Origin of the sequence: Mesorhizobium sp. B2-4-19 (genome assembly GCF_006441315.1) — a bacterium.
GTDB lineage: Bacteria > Pseudomonadota > Alphaproteobacteria > Rhizobiales > Rhizobiaceae > Mesorhizobium.
In genome coordinates, this window is sequence record NZ_VFUV01000002.1 from 519,148 (window position 1) to 536,567 (window position 17,420).

The following is a 17,420-nucleotide window of genomic DNA, read 5'->3' on the forward strand; positions in this document are numbered from 1 at the left end:
CATGGACACGATCAGGATGCCAGAGCGCACCTACTACGCACCGCATGGCGGCCATCCCGGCCAATCTGAATTGCTGACAGGCCGCGCCGTCTTCACCGAGGCCTACGCCGTCATTCCCAAGGGCGTGATGCGGGACATCGTCACCAGCGCCTTGCCGTTCTGGGACAAGACCCGCGTCTGGATCCTGTCGCGGCCACTGTCCGGTTTTGCCGAGACATTCTCGCAATACATTGTCGAGGTGGAGCCCGGCGGCGGCAGCGACCGTCCGGAGCCCGACGCTGGCGCAGAAGGCGCCCTGTTCGTGGTCGAGGGCGAACTGACCGTTCTGCTTTCCGGCAAGAAGCATGTGTTGCGGCCCGGCGGCTTTGCCTTCCTGCCGCCGGCGAGCGGCTGGACCGTTCGCAATGAAAGCAAGGCGCCGGTCCGCTTCCACTGGATCCGCAAGGCCTACGACGTGGTCGACGGTCTCGACGTGCCGGAAGCCTTCTTCACCAACGAGCAGGAGGTCGCGCCGTCGCCGATGCCGGGCACCGAAGGCCGCTGGGCGACGACACGCTTCGTCGATCCCGCCGATCTGCGCCACGACATGCATATGACCATCGTCACGCTCGAGCCGGGCGCCGTCATTCCCTTCGCCGAGACGCATGTCATGGAACACGGGCTCTACGTGCTGGAAGGCAAGGCGGTCTATCGCCTCAACCAGGACTGGGTCGAGGTCGAGGCGGGCGACTACATGTGGCTGCGCGCCTTTTGCCCGCAGGCCTGCTATGCCGGCGGCCCAGGAAAGTTCCGCTACCTGCTCTACAAGGACGTCAACCGGCACGCCAAGCTCGGCGGGGCCGGCATCGGCGGTCGCGCGCGGTGACCCGCATCGTCGCGAGGCCGCTGACCCGGGAGGCCTTTGCCCCCTTCGGCGATGTGATCGACATGGGCGGCGACAACCACTACCCGATCAATGGCGGCAAGGCCGAGCGCTACCATGATCTGGCGACCGCCGAGGCGACGGGACCGAGCGCGCGCGTGCTGATCTCGATGGTGCGCGGCACGCCTTACGAACTGCCGCTGAAACTGACCATGGTCGAGCGGCATCCGTTCGGCAGCCAGGCCTTCATTCCGCTGTCGCCGCGTCCGTTCCTGGTCGTCGTCTGCCATGACGGCAAGGAGGGGCCGGGCGAACCCCACGCCTTCATCACCGCGCCCGGACAAGGCATCAACTATTCGCGCAATCTCTGGCACGGCGTGCTGACGCCGCTTGGCGAGCCACAGGATTTCCTGATCGTCGACCGCGGCGGCGACGGCTCGAACCTCGAAGAATTCCATTTCTCGCACGCCTACGAGATCCATCTCCCTGAAAGCTTTTGATCCCCATGACCGACATTTCTTTGATCGACCGCCTGCTCGACGTCATCGAGCACGATATCGTGCCGAAGACGGCCGAGGGCGTTACCCATGGCAACAAGCTGTTCGGTGCGGCGATCCTGCGCAAGGACGACCGCTCGCTGGTGCTGGCCGAAACCAACAACGAGATCGAAAATCCGCTCTGGCATGGCGAGGTGCACTGCCTGAAGCGGTTTTACGAGATGCCTAGGGCAGAGCGGGTCGACACCAAGGACGCGCTGTTCATCGCCACGCATGAGCCCTGCTCGCTCTGTCTGTCGGCGATCACCTGGACCGGCTTCGACAATTTCTACTACCTCTTCAGCCACGAGGATTCGCGCGACAGTTTTGCAATCCCGCACGACCTGAAGATCCTGAAAGAGGTCTTCACTCTCGACCCAGGCGGCTACAATGCCCAGAATGCCTATTGGAAGAGTTTTTCCATCCGCAGGATGGTGCGGGCGCTGCCCGAGGCGGAACGCCAGCGGCTGGAGACACGCATCGGCAATATCTCGGCACGCTACGACGAGCTGTCCGGCGCCTACCAGGCGAGCAAGAGCGAGAACGATATTCCACTAAACTAACCTTCGGCCGCAGGATCATCCACCTTGAATTGCCCCCTTTATGGTGGCATATTGCAGCATGGAAAAACGCAAACCCCACCTACGATCTAGATGCGATCAAGACGGCGTTGGGGTCCGTGGACACGCTAGCAATCACAACATCCGCGCTGCGGGACGCTCTCGGTCTTGGTTTTGATCGCGCCGGCATTGTCGAAGTGATCGACAGCATGACACGCAAGATGTTCGTGAAGTCGATGACGACTTTCGCGGATCATCGGATCTGGCAGGATGTCTACCACGTGCCTGCGCGCGACGCGGTTCTCTATGTAAAATTCCAGGCAGATGGTGTGACGGAGTTCACGGTCATGTCGTTCAAGGAGAAGTGACCATGGCGACAAGAGAAGGAAGTGAAACGATGATTTCCCCCGAAACCGGGGAAACCCTGACGCGTCAAGTGCGTCCATTCACCGTGACCTATAAGGGCGAGAGCATGATTGTCGACCTGCCAGGTTACTATCCGGCTTCGCAGGGCGAAGGTGTGCATGTTGGAGACGACATGACTGCCGTCGACGCGGCTCTTCGCGCCCTCAAGGAAAAGATCGACGGCGTTCCCGCTCCAGCAACCATCCGGCGGATGCGCACAAAGCTCAAACTGTCACAGCGCGAGGCGGGATCGCTGTTCAAGGTCGGCGAGAATGCCTTCGACAAGTATGAAAGAGGCCTGATCGAGCCTAGCGGCCCGACCATCCAACTGATGACGTTGCTGGAAAGACACCCCGAATTGCTGGACGAATTGCGGTAACGGCACAGGTCGCATAATTCGCTGCTCCAGTCGCGAATGGCGATTGAAACTTGCGGCGCCTCGGGGCGTTATGCGCACCCATGAAAACCGTCACCGAATTTCCCCGCAAGGTCGTTGAATTCCCAGATATGGGCATCATCATGCCGGATGGCTGCCGGCTGTCCGCGAGGGTGTGGATGCCGGAGGATGCCGGCGACGATCCGGTGCCTGTCATCCTCGAGCACCTGCCTTACCGCAAGCGTGACGGCACCATTTTTCGCGATCAGCTGACGCATCCCTATTTCGCCGGCCACGGCTACGCCTCGATCCGCGTCGACATGCGCGGCAATGGCGATTCCGAAGGGCTGATGGATGACGAATATTCCGAGCAGGAATTGCAGGACGCCTGCGACGTGATCGCCTGGGCGGCGGCTCAACCCTGGTGCAACGGCAATGTCGGCATGATGGGCATCTCCTGGGGCGGCTTCAACTGCCTGCAGGTTGCAGCCAAACAGCCGCCGGCGCTGAAGGCGGTGATCAGCCTGTGCTCGACGGTCGACCGCTATGCCGACGACATCCACTACAAGGGCGGCTGCCTGCTGATCGAGAATTTCGGCTGGGCCTCGACCATGCTCTCCTACTCGTCGCGGCCGCCGGACCCGCTGATCGCCGGCGACAACAGATGGCGCGATCTGTGGCTGACCCGGCTGGAGAACCAGCCCTTCCTTTTGCCGCTGTGGCTCGGCCACCAGCATCGCGACGCCTATTGGAAGCGCGGCTCGATCTGCGAGGATTTTTCGGCCGTCAAGGCCGCCGTTCTGTCGATCGGCGGCTGGCATGACGGCTATCGCAACACGATCTCGCACCTCGTCACCAACATCGAGGCGCCGGTCAAGGGCATTGTCGGCCCCTGGATCCACAAATACCCGCACTATGCCGGCCCCCAGCCGGCCATCGGCTTCCTGCAGGAGGCGCTACGCTGGTGGGACCATTGGCTGAAGGGCATCGAGACCGGCGTCGAGGACGATCCCGCCTACCGCGCCTATGTGATGGACAGCGTGCGCCCGGCGCGCTGGCACTCCGAGCGGCCCGGCCGTTGGGTGGCCGAGCAACAATGGCCGTCACCCGCGATCAAGACCCAGGCCATCGAACTGCTGCCCAAGGGGAGCCAACCAGCCATTGTCGCCTCGCCGCAGAATTGTGGGCTCGCCGGCGGCGAATATTTTCCGTTCACCTTCGGTCCGGAATTGCCGGGCGACCAGCGTCCCGACGACGCACTGTCGGTGTGTTTCGACCAACCGGAACTCGCCGAGACCATCGACATTGTCGGCGCGCCGGAAGTCGAGGTCACGTTCGCTTCCGATCGCCCGCAGGCCAACATCGCGGTGCGGCTCTGCGACGTCCATCCCGACGGCGCTTCCGAACTGATCTCCTATGGCGTGCTCAATTTGACGCATCGCGACTCGCACGAATTCCCGCAGGCGCTGGCGCCGGGCGAGACCGTGTCGGCGCGCGTCGTGCTCGATCAATGCGCCTACCGCGTGCCGGCCGGCCACCGCCTGCGCGTCGCCGTGTCGAACGCCTATTGGCCTATGATCTGGCCGTCGCCGGAGCCGGTGCAGTTGAGCTTGTCGGCGGCGACGCTTGCCTTGCCGCTGCGCCCGCTGGCGAAAGGCGACGAAGCGACGTTCGCCGAGCCGGAAGGTGCTGCGCCCTGGGCGACCGAGACGACCCGTGCAGCGAATTCCGAACGCCATGTCGATCGCGACGAAAAGACCGGAATCATCACGCTTTCCATTGCGGATGATTTCGGCGAGGTGCGCGATCTCGACCACGGCCTGGTCAATGGCAGCATCGCCCGCGAGACCTGGGCTATCCATCCTGACAATCCATTGTCAGCCTCTGGGAAAACACACTGGACACAGACACTGTCGCGAAATGGATGGTCGGTGCGAACCGAGATATGGGCCGAGATGCGATCGGACGCACAAAACTTTATCGTCAGCGCCAGAATCGAGGCCTATGAGGGCGAAAAAATCGTCTTCGAGCGCAATTTCGAGGAGAAAATTCCACGTGCGCTTGTTTGAGCGCTGACGCCCTTGGTCCAAATGCGACGTACGATTTACGCCACGGCATGTCGCATTCGGTCTTGCTTACGGCATTAGCTTACCCTCATTATTCAGGGAGAATTAACAACAAAAATCGACCGCAGAGTCGAACCAACAGAGTGAGGAACTTAAAATGTCGAACGAACTGGAATTCCTGAGCCGGCGCGTTGCTGCAGGCAAGCTGAGCCGTCGTGATTTTCTCGGCCGGGCGGCAGCGCTCGGCATCGCCGCGCCCTTCGCCAACTCGCTGCTTTCAAGTGCTGCGCGCGCGGCAGGCCCGGTCAAGGGCGGCACGCTGAAGGCCGGCCTGGTTGGCGGCGAATCCACCAACAGTCTCGATCCGGCGCTGATGATGACGCAGGTGCCGTTCGCCTTCGGCAAGTGCTGGGGCGAAATGATCGTCGAGCTGTCGCCGGACGGCAAGCTCGAGAACCGCATCGCCGAAGAGATCGGCTCATCCGACGACGCGAAGACCTGGACTCTGAAAATCCGCGATGGCGTCGAATTCCACAACGGCAAGACCGTGACCGCCGAGGACGTGGCCGCCACGCTGGAGCGCCACTCGGACGAGAAGTCCAAGTCAGGCGCGCTCGGCTACATGAAGGGCATCGCCACCATCAAGGCCAGCGGCAAGGAAGTGGTGCTGACGCTGAAGGAGGCCAATGCCGACCTTCCCTACCTGCTCAGCGACTACCACCTGATCGTCCAGCCCAATGGCGGCAAGGACAAGCCGGATGCCGGCATTTCGGCCGGCCCGTATGTGGTCAAGACCAACGAGCCCGGCGTGCGCCATGGCGCCGAACGGTTTGCCAATTACTGGCAGGGCGACAAGATGGGCCATGCCGACCAGATCGAAGTCATCGTCATCAACGACGCGACGGCGCGCACGGCGGCCCTGCAGGGCGGCCAGGTCAACATGATCAACCGCGTCGAGCCGAAGATCGTCGACCTGATCAAGCGCGTGCCGGGCGTGACCATCCGCAACCATGCGGGTCCGGGTCACTATGTCTTCATCATGCATTGCAACACGGCGCCCTTCGACAACAACGACCTGCGCATGGCGCTGAAGCTCGCCATCGACCGCGAAGAGATGCTGACCAAGGTGCTGCGCGGCTATGGTTCGCTCGGCAACGACTTCCCGATCAACGCGTCCTATCCGCTGTTCACCGAAATCGAGCAGCGCAAGTACGATCCCGACAAGGCCAAGTTCCACTACAAGAAGTCCGGTCATGACGGCACCGTGCTGCTGAGGACCTCGGACGTCGCCTTCCCCGGCGCGGTCGACGCCTCGCAGCTCTTCCAGCAGAGCGCGGCCAAGGCCGGCATCAAGATCGAGCTCAAGCGCGAGCCCGGCGACGGTTACTGGAACGAGGTCTGGAACAAGCAGCCCTTCTGCGCTTCCTACTGGGGCGGGCGTTCGACGCAGGACCAGATGTACTCGACCGCCTATCTGTCGACCGCCGACTGGAACGACACGCGTTTCAAGCGCCCGGACTTCGACAAGCTGGTGCTGGCGGCGCGCGCCGAGCTCGACGAGGCCAAGCGCAAGCAGATGTACCACGACATGGCCGTCATGGTGCGTGACGAAGGCGGTCTGATCCTGCCGATGTTCAACCAGTTCATCGACGCCACCGGCGCCAAGGTCGATGGCTGGGTGGACGATCCGCACCAGGAATTGATGAACGGCTACGCCCTGGCGAAGTGCTGGCTGCAAGCCTGAGTCCGGCTTTGCGGAGATGTCCTCACCCATCCTGAAGCTAATTGCCCAGCGCATCGCGCTGGGCATCCTCCTTCTGCTGGCCATTTCGGTCCTGATCTTCGCCGGCACGCAAATCCTGCCCGGCGACGTCGCGCAAGCCATTCTGGGACAATCGGCGACGCCGGAGTCGCTCGCCAATCTGCGCGAACAGCTCGGTCTCAACGATCCGGCCTATGTCAGGTATTTCCACTGGCTCGGCGGCGTGCTGACCGGCAACCTCGGCACCGCCATGTCGAGCGGCCAGGACATCGCCACCTCGATCAAGGGCCGGCTGTGGAACACGCTGTTCCTCGCTTTCTGGGCGGCGATCGTCGCCATCCCGCTGGCCATAACGCTCGGCCTGATAGCGGTGCGTTTCCGCAATGGCTGGGTCGACAAGCTGATCTCCGGGCTGGCGCTCGCCTCGACCTCCTTCCCGGAATTCTTCATCGGCTACTTGCTCGTCTTCTACTTCGCGGTTCAGCACCAATGGTTCCCCGCCATCTCGACCGTCTATGACGGCATGCCCTTCGGCGAGCGGATGCAGGCGATCGCCTTGCCGGCGACGGCGCTGACGCTGGTGGTGCTCGCCCACATGATGCGCATGACGCGTGCCGCCATCCTCAACGTCATGCAGTCGGCCTATGTCGAGACGGCAGAGCTCAAGGGGCTCTCGGCCTTCGCCGTCATCCGCAAGCATGCCTTCCCGAATGCCATCGCGCCGATCATCAACGTCGTCATGCTCAACCTCGCCTATCTCATCGTCGGCGTTGTCGTGGTGGAGGTGATCTTCGTCTACCCAGGCATGGGACAGTATCTGGTCGACCACGTCACCAAGCGCGACGTGCCGGTGGTGCAGGCGGTCGGCCTGATCTTCGCCGCCGTCTATATCAGCCTGAACATCATCGCGGACATTGCGGCGATCGTCGCCAATCCGCGGCTCAGGCATCCGAAGTGAGGGGGCGGGCATGCTCGATATAAGACGCATCCCCATCCCTGCCCTGATCGGCCTGGTGCTGACCGCCCTGTTCGTGCTGGCGGCGATCTTCGCGCCATGGATCTCGCCGCACGACAATGCCGAGATCGTCGGCGACGTCTGGGAACCAATGTCGGCCGCGCATTGGCTGGGCACCGACAATCTCGGCCGCGATCTGCTATCGCGCATGATCTACGGCGCGCGCATCACCCTGTTCATTGCCGTGCTGGCCACCGCGCTGTCCTTCTCGCTCGGCGCCATACTCGGTTTCTCGGCGGCGGTGTTCGGCGGCTGGTTCGACACGATCCTGTCGCGCCTCGTCGACCTCTTGATGTCGATCCCGACCCTGATCATGGGCCTGGTCGTGCTCTCCGTGCTGCCGACGAACCTGGTGACGCTGATCCTGGTCATGGGCATTCTCGACTCGACCCGCGTCTACCGCCTGTCGCGCGCGGTCGCCGTCGACATCAACGTCATGGACTATGTCGAGGCCGCCAAGCTGCGCGGCGAAGGCAGCGCCTGGATCATCTTCCGCGAGATCCTGCCCAATGCGCTGTCGCCGCTGGTTTCGGAACTTGGCCTGCGCTTCATCTATGCGGTACTGTTCCTGTCGACGCTGTCCTTCCTCGGCCTTGGCGTGCAACCGCCGGACGCCGACTGGGGCGGCATGGTCAAGGAGAACAAGGACGGCATCGTCTTCGGCATTGCCGCGGCACTCATTCCGGCGGGGGCGATCGCCGCGCTCGCCATCTCGGTCAACCTTGTTGCCGACTGGATCCTCAACCGCACGACAAGCCTGAAGGGAGGACGCGGGTGATGGCTGACAGCAACGCGAAGCCCGGACAACCCAAGCCAGGCGTGCTGCTCGATATCAGGAACCTGCGCATCGAGGCCACGGTCTACCCGCCCGGCGAAGCGCCAAAGACCATCGTGCTGGTGCACGATGTCTCGCTGACGCTGGAAAAGGGCAAGGTGCTGGGCCTGATCGGCGAGTCCGGCGCCGGCAAGTCGACCATCGGCCTGTCGTCGATGGGCTATGGCCGTGGCGGCGTGCGCATCACCGGCGGCGAAGTGATCCTCAACGGCCGCGATATCCTGAAGGGCGGCAAGGAAGGTTTCCGTAAACTGCGCGGCCGCGAGGTCTGCTACGTCGCGCAGTCGGCGGCGGCCGCCTTCAACCCGGCGCACCGGCTGATGGACCAGGTGGTGGAAGCCACGCTGCTGCATGGCACGGCGACACGCGCCGAGGCCGAAAAGCGCGCCGTCGCGCTGTTCAAGAAGCTCAGCCTGCCGAACCCGGAAACCATCGGTGAACGCTTTCCGCACCAGGTCTCGGGCGGCCAGCTGCAGCGCGTGATGACGGCAATGGCGCTGTGCTCGGAACCCGACCTGATCGTCTTCGACGAGCCGACAACGGCGCTCGACGTGACGACGCAGATCGACGTGCTGGCGGCGATCAAGGACGCCATCCGCGACACGCATGTGGCGGCGCTCTACATCACCCACGACCTTGCCGTCGTCGCCCAGGTCTCCGACGAGATCATGGTGCTGCGCCATGGCAGGCTGGTCGAATGGGGCGATACCCGCCAGATCATCAAGGAGCCGCGCCAGGAGTACACCAACGCGCTGGTCTCGGTGCATGAGATCGAGCATCAGGAGCAGAGCCCCGGCGCCACGCCGTTCCTGTCGGTGAAGAACGTCACCGCCGCTTATGGCGGCGGCCACGTCAAGGTGCTGAAGAACGTGTCGGTCGACATCTACCCCGGCCAGACGCTGGCCGTGGTGGGCGAATCCGGTTCCGGCAAGTCGACACTGGCGCGCGCCATCACCGGCCTTTTGCCGCCCGAGCAAGGCACGGTCACCTTCGACGGGCGGCCGCTCGCCAACCGGCTCGCCGACCGGCCGAAGGAAGATCTGCGCCAGCTGCAGATGATCTACCAGATGGCCGACGTGGCGATGAACCCGCGCCAGACCGTCGGCACCATCATCGGCCGGCCGCTCGAATTCTATTTCGGCATGCGCGGCAGGGAACGCGACGCCCGGGTCGCCGAACTGCTCGACAAGATCGAAATGGGCAAGGGCTTCATCGACCGCTATCCGGCGGAACTTTCAGGTGGCCAGAAGCAGCGCGTCTGCATCGCCCGCTCGCTCGCCGCCAAGCCGAAGCTGATCATCTGCGACGAGGTGACGTCGGCGCTCGACCCGCTGGTGGCGCACGGCATACTCGAACTGCTGCTTGGGCTGCAGAAGGAGGAAAGCGTCGCCTACCTGTTCATCACCCACGACCTTGCCACGGTGAAGTCGATCGCCGATTCGATCGCGGTGATGTACCGCGGCGAGGTGGTTCGCTACGGCTCCAAGAGCACGGTGCTGACGCCGCCCTTCGACGCCTATACCGACCTTCTCCTGTCGTCGGTCCCGGAGATGGAGATCGGCTGGCTGGAAAAGGCGATCAAGGGGCGGCGCATGGCCAGCGCGGGGAACTAACGACCTGCTGGTCGGGCGGCTGTCGTCATCCAGATGCAACACGAAAGCGTCACACGTCCTTCCGGACGGGCGCTGCCCGTGACGTTGTTTTTCAACAAGGGGTAGGAACATGAAGACGGAACTCGACCATCTCGCCGATCTCGCCGGCCAGGGCCGGATATCGCGGCGCGACTTCCTTGGCCGCACGGCGGCACTGGGTGTGTCGGCGGCGTTGGCAACGACGCTGGCCGGGAAAGCCTTCGCACAGACGCCGGTCAAGGGCGGCATCCTCAAGGCCGGCCTGCAGGGCGGCGAGTCGACCAACAGCCTCGACCCCGCGCTGAACCTGAGCCAGGTCACCTACAGCTTCGGCAAGCAGTGGGGCGAGTATCTGGTCCGGCTGATGCCCGACAACAGCCTGACCAATATGATCGCGCAAGAGATCGGCGCCTCCAAGGATGCCAAGACCTGGACGATCAAGGTGCGCGACGGAATCGAGTTCCACAACGGCAAGACCGTCACAGCGGAAGACATCGTCGCCACCATCGAGCGCCATGCAGACGAAAAGTCCAAATCCGGGGCGCTCGGCATCCTCAAGAACATCAAGGGCGTCAAGGCAAGCGGCAAGGAAGTCATCGTCACGCTCGGCGATGCCGACGCCGACTTCCCCTATCTGATGGCCGACTACCACCTCGTCATCCAGCCGAATGGCGGCAAGGACAATCCCAATGCCGGCATCGGCGCCGGTCCCTACAAGGTCACCGTCAACCAGCCGGGCGTGCGCCATGGCGGTGAGCGCTTCGCCAATTACTGGCAAGGCGACAGACTAGGCCATGCCGACCAGATCGAGATCGTCGTCATCAATGACGCCACCGCGCGGCTTGCCGCGCTGCAGGGCGGTCAGGTGCACATGATCAACCGCGTCGAGCCCAAGGTCGTCGACCTGGTCAAGCGCATCCCCGGCGTCAGCATCGAGAACGTGTCGGGCAAGGGCTATTACCCGTTCAACATGTTCTGCGACACCGCGCCGTTCGACAGCAACGACCTGCGCATGGCGCTGAAACTCGCCATGGACCGCGAGGAGATGCTGACGAAGATCCTGCGCGGCTATGGCTCGGTCGGCAACGACTTCCCTATCAACGAAGCCTACCCGCTGTTTTCGACCGACATCGAACAGCGCAAGTTCGACCCGGAAAAGGCGGCCGCTCTCTACAAGAAGTCGGGCCACAGCGGCTCGATCCTGCTGCGCACTTCCGATGTCGCCTTCCCCGGCGCCGTCGACGCCGCCCAACTCTATCAGCAGTCCTGTGCCAAGGCCGGCATCAAGATCGAGATCAAGCGCGAGCCCGGCGACGGCTACTGGTCGGAAGTCTGGAACAAGCAGCCCTTCTCGCTCTCCTACTGGGGCGGTCGCGCTACGCAGGACCAGATGTATTCCACCGGCTACGTCTCGACCGCCGACTGGAACGACACGCGCTTCAAGCGGCCGGAATTCGACAAGATGCTGCTTGCGGCGCGCGGCGAGCTCGACCAAGCCAAGCGCAAGGCGATCTACCACGACATGGCGGTGCTGATGCGCGACGAGGGCGGCCTGATCGTGCCGTTCTTCAACCAGTTCATCGACGCGGCCGCCACCAACAAGATCGGCGGCTTTGCCAAGAGCCCAATCGGCGAGATGATGGATGGCTACGCGCTTGGTGAGTGCTGGCTCAACGCTTAGCCGGACCCTGCCTGTCTGATTCACGTGTAAGAACGCCGTGTGCCCGAAATGGCACGCGGCGTTCCCGTTTCAACTGCCAAACCTCATGGAGCAGCCCATGGCGCTCAAATCCAAGCTTCTGCTGATCATCCTCGACGGCGTTCCCTTTCGCAACTGGCGCCGGCTGATGGGCAATCTCGAAGGCTGGGTGCAATCGGGCGAGGCGCGGGTCTGGAAGATGCGCTCGGTGCTGCCGTCGACCTCGGCCTGCTGCTATGCCTCGATCCACACCGGCGTGTCGCCGCAGGTGCATGGCATCCTCTCCAACGAGAATCGGTTCCGAGTCGCGCAGCCCGACATCTTCTCGGAAGTCAGCAAGGCCGGAGGCAAGACCGGGGCGGTCACCCATTCCTACTGGTCGGAATTCTTCCGCTCCTACCCGTTCGACCTGGTCGAGGACATGGAATATGACGAGCCAGGCGGGCCGATCACGCATGGCCGCTTCCACACCATGACCGGCTACAACGCCCGCAACCAGATGACGCCGAGCGATGTCGATTTGTTCGCGACGCTGACCATGCTGACCAAACGCCACGGCATCGACTACGGCATCCTGCACACCTGCACACTGGACTCCATGGGCCATCGCTTCGGCCATGGCTGCCACGAGATGGACCATGCGGTCTATGCGATGGATGGCATGCTGGCCGCCTTCCTGCCGGGCTGGATCGCGGCCGGCTACGAGGTGATGGTCACCGCCGACCATGGCCAGACCGACCGCGGCCACCATGGCGGCCATGATGACGAGATGCAGGATTTCGCGCTGTATTATTTCGGACAAGGCCAAGGGCCTGAGGCCGATACGCTGCTCGACCAGTTGCAGCTGGCGCCGACGGTGCTGAGCCGGCTCGGCGTACCGGTGCCGGCGACGATGAAGGCGAAGCCTTTCTTGAGGTGAGAAGCGGTTCGCGCAGCGAACGAAAAGCCAATTGCTTGGCTTTTCGAGTTTCGAACGCCCTGAGCCTGCGAAGGGCCTTCGGCGCCGCCCCTTATCGGCCTACCGGCACCTTCTCTCCGTATAGAGACGGGGAGAAGGGAGATACTCTGGCAACCGCCCCTTTCTTCGTTTAGCCTCCGCAAATTCCTTGGCGGAGGATGAACCTTTTTGGACCGATCAGCGACAGAGCGGACAGGAGCCAGGCGGCTCGACCGGCCATGACGGCAGCGACGGAGACAGATCGCGCGCTTGTCGACCGGGTCGCGAAGGGCGACCGTGCCGCCGTGCGGCTCCTGTTCATGCGTCACCACGCGCGGGTCTACCGCTTCGTGGCGCGCCAGACGGGATCGGAAATGATGGCTGACGATATCGCGAACGAGGTGTTCCTTGAGCTGTGGCGCCAGGCGCCGGGCTTCGAAGGGCGCTCCGAAGTCTCGACCTGGCTGCTTGGCATCGCCCGGTTCAAGGCGCTGTCGCTGCTGCGCAAGAAGAAGGAAGACTGGATCGACGACGAGGCGGCGGCCGCGGTGCCGGACAGCGCCGACACGCCGGAAATCGTCACCATGAAAGAGGACAAGGCCGTCGCCTTGCGCCGCTTCATCGACGCCTTGCCCGAAGAACACCGCACGGTGATCGACCTTGCCTATTATCACGGGCAGTCGGTGACAGAGATCGGCGAGGTGCTCGCCATCCCGGTCGCGACGGTCAAGACCCGGATGTTCTACGCCCGCAAGAAACTCGGCGAGGCCCTCAAGGCCGCCGGTTACGACAGGGGGTGGCCATGAGCGCCGCTGAAAAAATGTCGCGTCGCGACGAAATGGAAACGCTGCTGCCGTTCTACCTGAACGGCTCGCTGGAAGGCTCCGACCTCGAAGCCGTCGAAGAGTGGCTGGCGACCGATCCGGCGGCGATGGCAGCCCTTGGCGAGGCCGAGGCCGAATTCTCCGGCACATCGGCCGCCAATGAAGCAATCCGCCCGCCAGCCGATGCGCTCAGCCGCTTCGCCAAAGCGCTCGATGCCGAGACCGGACCTGCGCGCAAGCCGGCTGGCTCGTCCTGGCTGGCGCAGGCCTGGGGCCGCTTCATGGCGGTGCCGGTCGGCGTCGCCTGGGCGGCGGCTGCGGTCCTGCTGGCGCTGATCGCGGTGCAGTCCCTGGTGCAGCCCGGCGGCAAGGGCAAGGATTTCGAGATTGCCGGCGCGCAAGACGATCTGGCAAAAATGCCGTTCGCCCTGGTCAAATTCAGACCGGATGCGAAGATGTCGGACATTTCGGCATTCCTCGGCAGCAACGGGCTGAAGGTCATCGGTGGACCGACCGCAGACGGCGTGTTCCGGATCGGCATTCCCGCCGCCAACCCAGCCGACTATGCCAAGCAGCTTGGCCTTATTGCAGCCCAGCCATTCGCCGACACTGTGGTCGAGGGAAGGAAACCGGTTGATGGCGGCTGAGGCGGCCCTTCGATTTGCGGCAATCCTGGCGGCGGTGATGACCATCACCGCCGTGCCTGCGTGGGCACAGACCAATGCCGCCAAGAGCGACCAGACGAAAATCGACTGCCGAAACGGCACCAACGCGGCCGGCGCCGACTGCGCCAGGGACGGCAGTGCCGGCGACAATGCCGGCGGTGCGGGTCCTGCCCAGGCGGCGGCCGTCTTTCTTCCCGCCTTGATCGTCGACCTATTTCCCAATCCGGTCGCGCCTCCGGCACCGGTGCCGACGCCGGAACCGGTCACGCCACCCGGCAACAATCGGGCCGGCCCTCCGGCCGGCGGGCCGATCGTCTCGCCGACCGATCTCGTCGCCGTCCAGCCGCCGCACGCCGTGGCCGGCGACTTCGTGCCCGACGAGGTGCTGGTGACGGTCGACGGCGATGCCGGCGCCGTGCAGCAGATCGCCGCCTCCTTCGGCCTCGACGTGCGCTCGCAGCGCCAGTCACGCCTGCTCGGCACCACTTTGGTACGCTTCGGTATTCCCGATGGTCGCCCCGTCGGCGTCGTGCTGGCGCAGCTTGCCGCCGACGGCCGCACGCAGCGGCGCGAGCCGAACCACATCTACTCGCTGCAGCAGGCCGCCGGCATCGTCAACTATGCCTTTGACCGCATCGCGCTCGATGCCAAACAGGCGAGCGGTCAAAACGTGCGCGTCGCCGTCATCGATACCGGCATCGACGACACCAATCCGGCACTGGCCGGCGTCATCGCCGCGCAGTTCGACGCCATGCCCGACGTGCCGGTCGAAAAGCGCGACCATGGCACCTCGATCGACGGGCTGATCGCCGGCGTCGGCGCGCTGGAAGGCATGGCGCCGGGCGCCAGGATCTACCACGCCCGCGCCTTCGAAGACGGCAAGTCGACCATGGACGTCATCCTGTCGGCGCTCGACTGGGCGGCTGAGCAGAATGTCAGCATCATCAATATGAGCTTCGTCGGGCCGAAGAATGACCTGCTCGGCGCCGCCTGCCGCAATGCCCGCGCGCTCGGCATGGTGCTGGTCGCCGCCGCCGGCAACAACGGGCCGAAGGCGCCCTATGGTTATCCGGCCGCCTTCGACGGCGTCATCGCGGTGACCGCGACCGACGCCAAGGACGCTCTGATGCCGCAGGCCAATCGCGGCGCCTATGTCTTCATCTCGGCGCCAGGCGTCGAAATGGTGGCACCAAGCGGCGCCGGCTCGGATGTCGTTACCGGCACCTCTTTCGCCGCGGCGATCGTCAGCGGCGCCATCGCCAATCTCCTCCATGCTTCGCCCGACCGCTCGGCCGATGACATCGAGAAAGCACTGGCAGCCACCGCCAAGGATCTCGGCCCCAAGGGCAGAGACAGTGATTTCGGCTACGGCTTGTTGGACATCAAGGCCGCCGGGGCGGCAAGCGACTAAGGTTCGCTTGGAGTTTAACGTGGCTGCGAACCGGTGAAATCGCTCAGTCAATGCGCTCAAAGGTATCCAGGCTCGTCCCGAAGGCTCGCCATGCTCCAACCGTGGTCAGCTTTGCGGGCTCACCTTCCGCCTCGGCTGAGAGCACTTGTCCGGCCACCGTGTGCCACAGCATCTCGATCTTGCCGTCTCGAATAATGCCGGTGTAGCTGACAGCCGCGGGTCCCGCCTTTCCCGACGCCGCAGACGTGAAGCCAATCACATCTCCATGAGCGGCGCCATAGAATGGAACCACCATCCCGGAGAAGCTGCTGTCTGGCAACGCCGTCCTGAAGACACCCCGGATCATGCCATCACTATCATCTTCGATGATCACAACCGAGCCGTACTGATTGCGCCAAGTGCCTTTCCACGAAACCATATTTGCCTCCTCTCACCCTCATCATGTCAGCCGGTCATGCGCTAACGTGGGAGGCGGCTTACCGTTCCGCACGATTACCGGGTCGAACCCCGTCGCTCAGAGTGATTGCGTTTCGACCCCTAGGCCGGCGCGCCAGCCACCGATCCCCTGACCACCAGGTCGACCGGCCAGACCTCGCCGCGGGCGCCTTCTTCCAGCCCCGATATCCGCGCCGCCAGGCGCTCGGCAACACGAGCGCCGGCAAGGCGGATGGATGAGCGCGTCGTCGACAGCGGCACGGAGAAATTCTCCGGCTTCAACCAGGGGAAGACGTCGTCATGGGCGATCAGCGAGACATCGCCGGGAATGGTGAGGCCGAGGTCGCGCACCGCGCGCACGACACCCAGCGCCATGATCAGGCTGGAGCAGGCGATCGCCGTCGGCGCGTCGCCCTCCTCGAGCAGGCGCCTGGTGGCGCGATAGCCGTTCTCTTCGGTCATGACCACGGAGCAGACATGGCGTTCGCCCAGGCTTAGCCCGCTTGCAGCGAGCGCCCGGCGCACGCCGCGCTCGCGATGGATGGCGAAGGTCTCGCGGTCGTCGCCATTGATCAGCGCCAGCCTCCGGTGGCCGAGCTGGACCAGCAGCCGCGCCGCTTCGTGGAAGGCGCCCTCATTGTCGATGTCGAGATAGGGATAGTCGAAATCGAAGCCCTCGCAACGACCATGGACGAGGAAGGGGATGCCGAGCGTGCTGACCAGCGCCACCCGACTGTCCTGCGGCCGCGGCGAAGAGATATAGACGGCATCGACCTGCCGGTTGGCGACGATGCGCCGATAGGTCGTCTCCTGGTCGTCGGCGTCGGCCGGGGACAGCACGAGGTCAAGCTCGTGCGAGCGGGCATAGTCGCCGAGGCCGGACAGAAACTCGACAAAATGCGGATCGATGTCGACGGCCGCACCCGTCGGCAGGACATAGCCGATCATGCCGGATTTGCCGGTCGCCAGCCGCCGGGCGCTGGGATTGGGGCGATAGCCATGGCGCTTAGCGGCGTCCATGACGCGCCTGCGCGTCTCCTCGTTGACCTCCGGATAGCCGTTCAATGCCCGGCTTACCGTGGTCTGCGAAAGCGCCAGCATATGCGCGAGCTGCTTGAGGTTCACAACGGCCTCCATTCCCTCAAAGCGCTTTTAAATTGAATCGACCCAATCGCCACAGGGGGCGCGACGGTATCGAGATGACCATAGTCGGGGTTGGAGTCAGTTTGAACCGAAAATTGCTGTTGCGCTGCCAAAAAAGCATGCTGCGGTGCACTTTTCGGCGGCATAATCTGCAAAACTAAATCGATTAGCTACCGAGCCTCTTGACTTTCAGATGATTCAATGGCGTGATCCAAAAAGCCAAAGCGCTTTGGAAGACTCTTCGAAAGGTTGCGGTTC

17 protein-coding genes are annotated in these 17,420 nt (G+C 63.7%); 15 read left to right on the forward strand and 2 right to left on the reverse strand.

Annotated features, from left to right (window positions below; all coding sequences use genetic code 11):
* Window position 1 precedes the first annotated feature (1 nt).
* The 15 genes from FJ546_RS05690 to FJ546_RS05760 all read left to right on the forward strand — a co-directional run bounded on the left by FJ546_RS05690 (window position 2) and on the right by FJ546_RS05760 (window position 15,584).
* Window positions 2-865, forward strand: a complete 864-nt coding sequence (locus FJ546_RS05690; RefSeq protein ID WP_140888449.1) for a bifunctional allantoicase/(S)-ureidoglycine aminohydrolase — start codon at window positions 2-4, stop codon at window positions 863-865.
* Window positions 862-1,362, forward strand: a complete 501-nt coding sequence (locus tag FJ546_RS05695; protein ID WP_140888450.1) for an ureidoglycolate lyase — start codon at window positions 862-864, stop codon at window positions 1,360-1,362. The genes FJ546_RS05690 and FJ546_RS05695 overlap by 4 nt, the downstream gene beginning before the upstream one ends.
* A gap of 5 nt (window positions 1,363-1,367) precedes the next feature.
* A complete protein-coding gene (locus FJ546_RS05700; RefSeq protein ID WP_140888451.1) occupies window positions 1,368-1,961 on the forward strand; it encodes a nucleoside deaminase in 594 nt (197 codons plus the stop codon).
* A 29-nt stretch (window positions 1,962-1,990) separates the two neighbouring features.
* Window positions 1,991-2,326, forward strand: a complete 336-nt coding sequence (locus FJ546_RS05705) for a type II toxin-antitoxin system MqsR family toxin (RefSeq protein WP_281405641.1) — start codon at window positions 1,991-1,993, stop codon at window positions 2,324-2,326.
* A gap of 2 nt (window positions 2,327-2,328) precedes the next feature.
* Window positions 2,329-2,742 carry a type II toxin-antitoxin system MqsA family antitoxin gene (locus FJ546_RS05710; protein WP_095789426.1) on the forward strand — a complete coding sequence of 138 codons (414 nt, stop codon included), beginning with the start codon at window positions 2,329-2,331 and terminating at the stop codon, window positions 2,740-2,742.
* An 80-nt stretch (window positions 2,743-2,822) separates the two neighbouring features.
* Window positions 2,823-4,808: a CocE/NonD family hydrolase gene (locus FJ546_RS05715; RefSeq protein ID WP_140888452.1), complete on the forward strand. Its 1,986-nt coding sequence runs from the start codon at window positions 2,823-2,825 to the stop codon at window positions 4,806-4,808.
* A gap of 154 nt (window positions 4,809-4,962) precedes the next feature.
* A complete protein-coding gene (locus FJ546_RS05720) occupies window positions 4,963-6,549 on the forward strand; it encodes an ABC transporter substrate-binding protein (RefSeq protein ID WP_140888453.1) in 1,587 nt (528 codons plus the stop codon).
* A 16-nt stretch (window positions 6,550-6,565) separates the two neighbouring features.
* Window positions 6,566-7,525 carry an ABC transporter permease gene (locus FJ546_RS05725; RefSeq protein ID WP_140888454.1) on the forward strand — a complete coding sequence of 320 codons (960 nt, stop codon included), beginning with the start codon at window positions 6,566-6,568 and terminating at the stop codon, window positions 7,523-7,525.
* 10 nt (window positions 7,526-7,535) lie between these two features.
* Window positions 7,536-8,360, forward strand: a complete 825-nt coding sequence (locus tag FJ546_RS05730) for an ABC transporter permease (RefSeq protein WP_095789423.1) — start codon at window positions 7,536-7,538, stop codon at window positions 8,358-8,360.
* A complete protein-coding gene (locus FJ546_RS05735; protein ID WP_140888455.1) occupies window positions 8,360-10,030 on the forward strand; it encodes an ABC transporter ATP-binding protein in 1,671 nt (556 codons plus the stop codon). Before FJ546_RS05730 ends, FJ546_RS05735 begins: the two co-directional genes overlap by 1 nt.
* Window positions 10,031-10,139: 109 nt before the next feature.
* Entirely contained in the window at window positions 10,140-11,729 is a 1,590-nt protein-coding gene (locus FJ546_RS05740) for an ABC transporter substrate-binding protein (RefSeq protein WP_140888456.1), read from the forward strand.
* Between the two features lie 97 nt (window positions 11,730-11,826).
* Complete coding sequence (locus tag FJ546_RS05745) at window positions 11,827-12,666, forward strand: alkaline phosphatase family protein (protein ID WP_140888457.1); 840 nt, start codon at window positions 11,827-11,829, stop codon at window positions 12,664-12,666.
* A gap of 257 nt (window positions 12,667-12,923) precedes the next feature.
* Window positions 12,924-13,490: a sigma-70 family RNA polymerase sigma factor gene (locus FJ546_RS05750; protein ID WP_140888458.1), complete on the forward strand. Its 567-nt coding sequence runs from the start codon at window positions 12,924-12,926 to the stop codon at window positions 13,488-13,490.
* Complete coding sequence (locus FJ546_RS05755; RefSeq protein ID WP_140888459.1) at window positions 13,487-14,155, forward strand: anti-sigma factor; 669 nt, start codon at window positions 13,487-13,489, stop codon at window positions 14,153-14,155. The genes FJ546_RS05750 and FJ546_RS05755 overlap by 4 nt, the downstream gene beginning before the upstream one ends.
* Window positions 14,145-15,584 (forward strand): S8 family serine peptidase, encoded by a 1,440-nt coding sequence (locus FJ546_RS05760; protein ID WP_140888460.1) that lies wholly within the window; start codon window positions 14,145-14,147, stop codon window positions 15,582-15,584. The genes FJ546_RS05755 and FJ546_RS05760 overlap by 11 nt, the downstream gene beginning before the upstream one ends.
* A gap of 43 nt (window positions 15,585-15,627) precedes the next feature.
* Here FJ546_RS05760 and FJ546_RS05765 read toward each other — a convergent pair whose 3' ends face one another.
* Both FJ546_RS05765 and FJ546_RS05770 read right to left on the reverse strand, forming a co-directional pair.
* On the reverse strand, window positions 15,628-16,002 hold the full coding sequence (locus FJ546_RS05765; RefSeq protein ID WP_140888461.1) for an avidin/streptavidin family protein: 375 nt from the start codon (window positions 16,000-16,002) through the stop codon (window positions 15,628-15,630).
* A gap of 119 nt (window positions 16,003-16,121) precedes the next feature.
* Window positions 16,122-17,144: a substrate-binding domain-containing protein gene (locus tag FJ546_RS05770; protein ID WP_140888462.1), complete on the reverse strand. Its 1,023-nt coding sequence runs from the start codon at window positions 17,142-17,144 to the stop codon at window positions 16,122-16,124.
* Window positions 17,145-17,420: the final 276 nt, after the last annotated feature.

Bases quoted from the DNA above. Each gene is read 5' to 3' on its own strand.
- FJ546_RS05690 (WP_140888449.1), top strand. From the start codon at position 2: ATGGACACGATCAGGATGCCAGAGCGCACCTACTACGCACCGCATGGC.
- FJ546_RS05700 (WP_140888451.1), top strand. From the start codon at position 1,368: ATGACCGACATTTCTTTGATCGACCGCCTGCTCGACGTCATCGAGCAC.
- FJ546_RS05710 (WP_095789426.1), top strand. From the start codon at position 2,329: ATGGCGACAAGAGAAGGAAGTGAAACGATGATTTCCCCCGAAACCGGG.
- FJ546_RS05715 (WP_140888452.1), top strand. From the start codon at position 2,823: ATGAAAACCGTCACCGAATTTCCCCGCAAGGTCGTTGAATTCCCAGAT.
- FJ546_RS05720 (WP_140888453.1), top strand. From the start codon at position 4,963: ATGTCGAACGAACTGGAATTCCTGAGCCGGCGCGTTGCTGCAGGCAAG.
- FJ546_RS05725 (WP_140888454.1), top strand. From the start codon at position 6,566: ATGTCCTCACCCATCCTGAAGCTAATTGCCCAGCGCATCGCGCTGGGC.
- FJ546_RS05730 (WP_095789423.1), top strand. From the start codon at position 7,536: ATGCTCGATATAAGACGCATCCCCATCCCTGCCCTGATCGGCCTGGTG.
- FJ546_RS05735 (WP_140888455.1), top strand. From the start codon at position 8,360: ATGGCTGACAGCAACGCGAAGCCCGGACAACCCAAGCCAGGCGTGCTG.
- FJ546_RS05740 (WP_140888456.1), top strand. From the start codon at position 10,140: ATGAAGACGGAACTCGACCATCTCGCCGATCTCGCCGGCCAGGGCCGG.
- FJ546_RS05745 (WP_140888457.1), top strand. From the start codon at position 11,827: ATGGCGCTCAAATCCAAGCTTCTGCTGATCATCCTCGACGGCGTTCCC.
- FJ546_RS05750 (WP_140888458.1), top strand. From the start codon at position 12,924: ATGACGGCAGCGACGGAGACAGATCGCGCGCTTGTCGACCGGGTCGCG.
- FJ546_RS05755 (WP_140888459.1), top strand. From the start codon at position 13,487: ATGAGCGCCGCTGAAAAAATGTCGCGTCGCGACGAAATGGAAACGCTG.
- FJ546_RS05760 (WP_140888460.1), top strand. From the start codon at position 14,145: ATGGCGGCTGAGGCGGCCCTTCGATTTGCGGCAATCCTGGCGGCGGTG.
- FJ546_RS05765 (WP_140888461.1), bottom strand. From the start codon at position 16,002: ATGGTTTCGTGGAAAGGCACTTGGCGCAATCAGTACGGCTCGGTTGTG.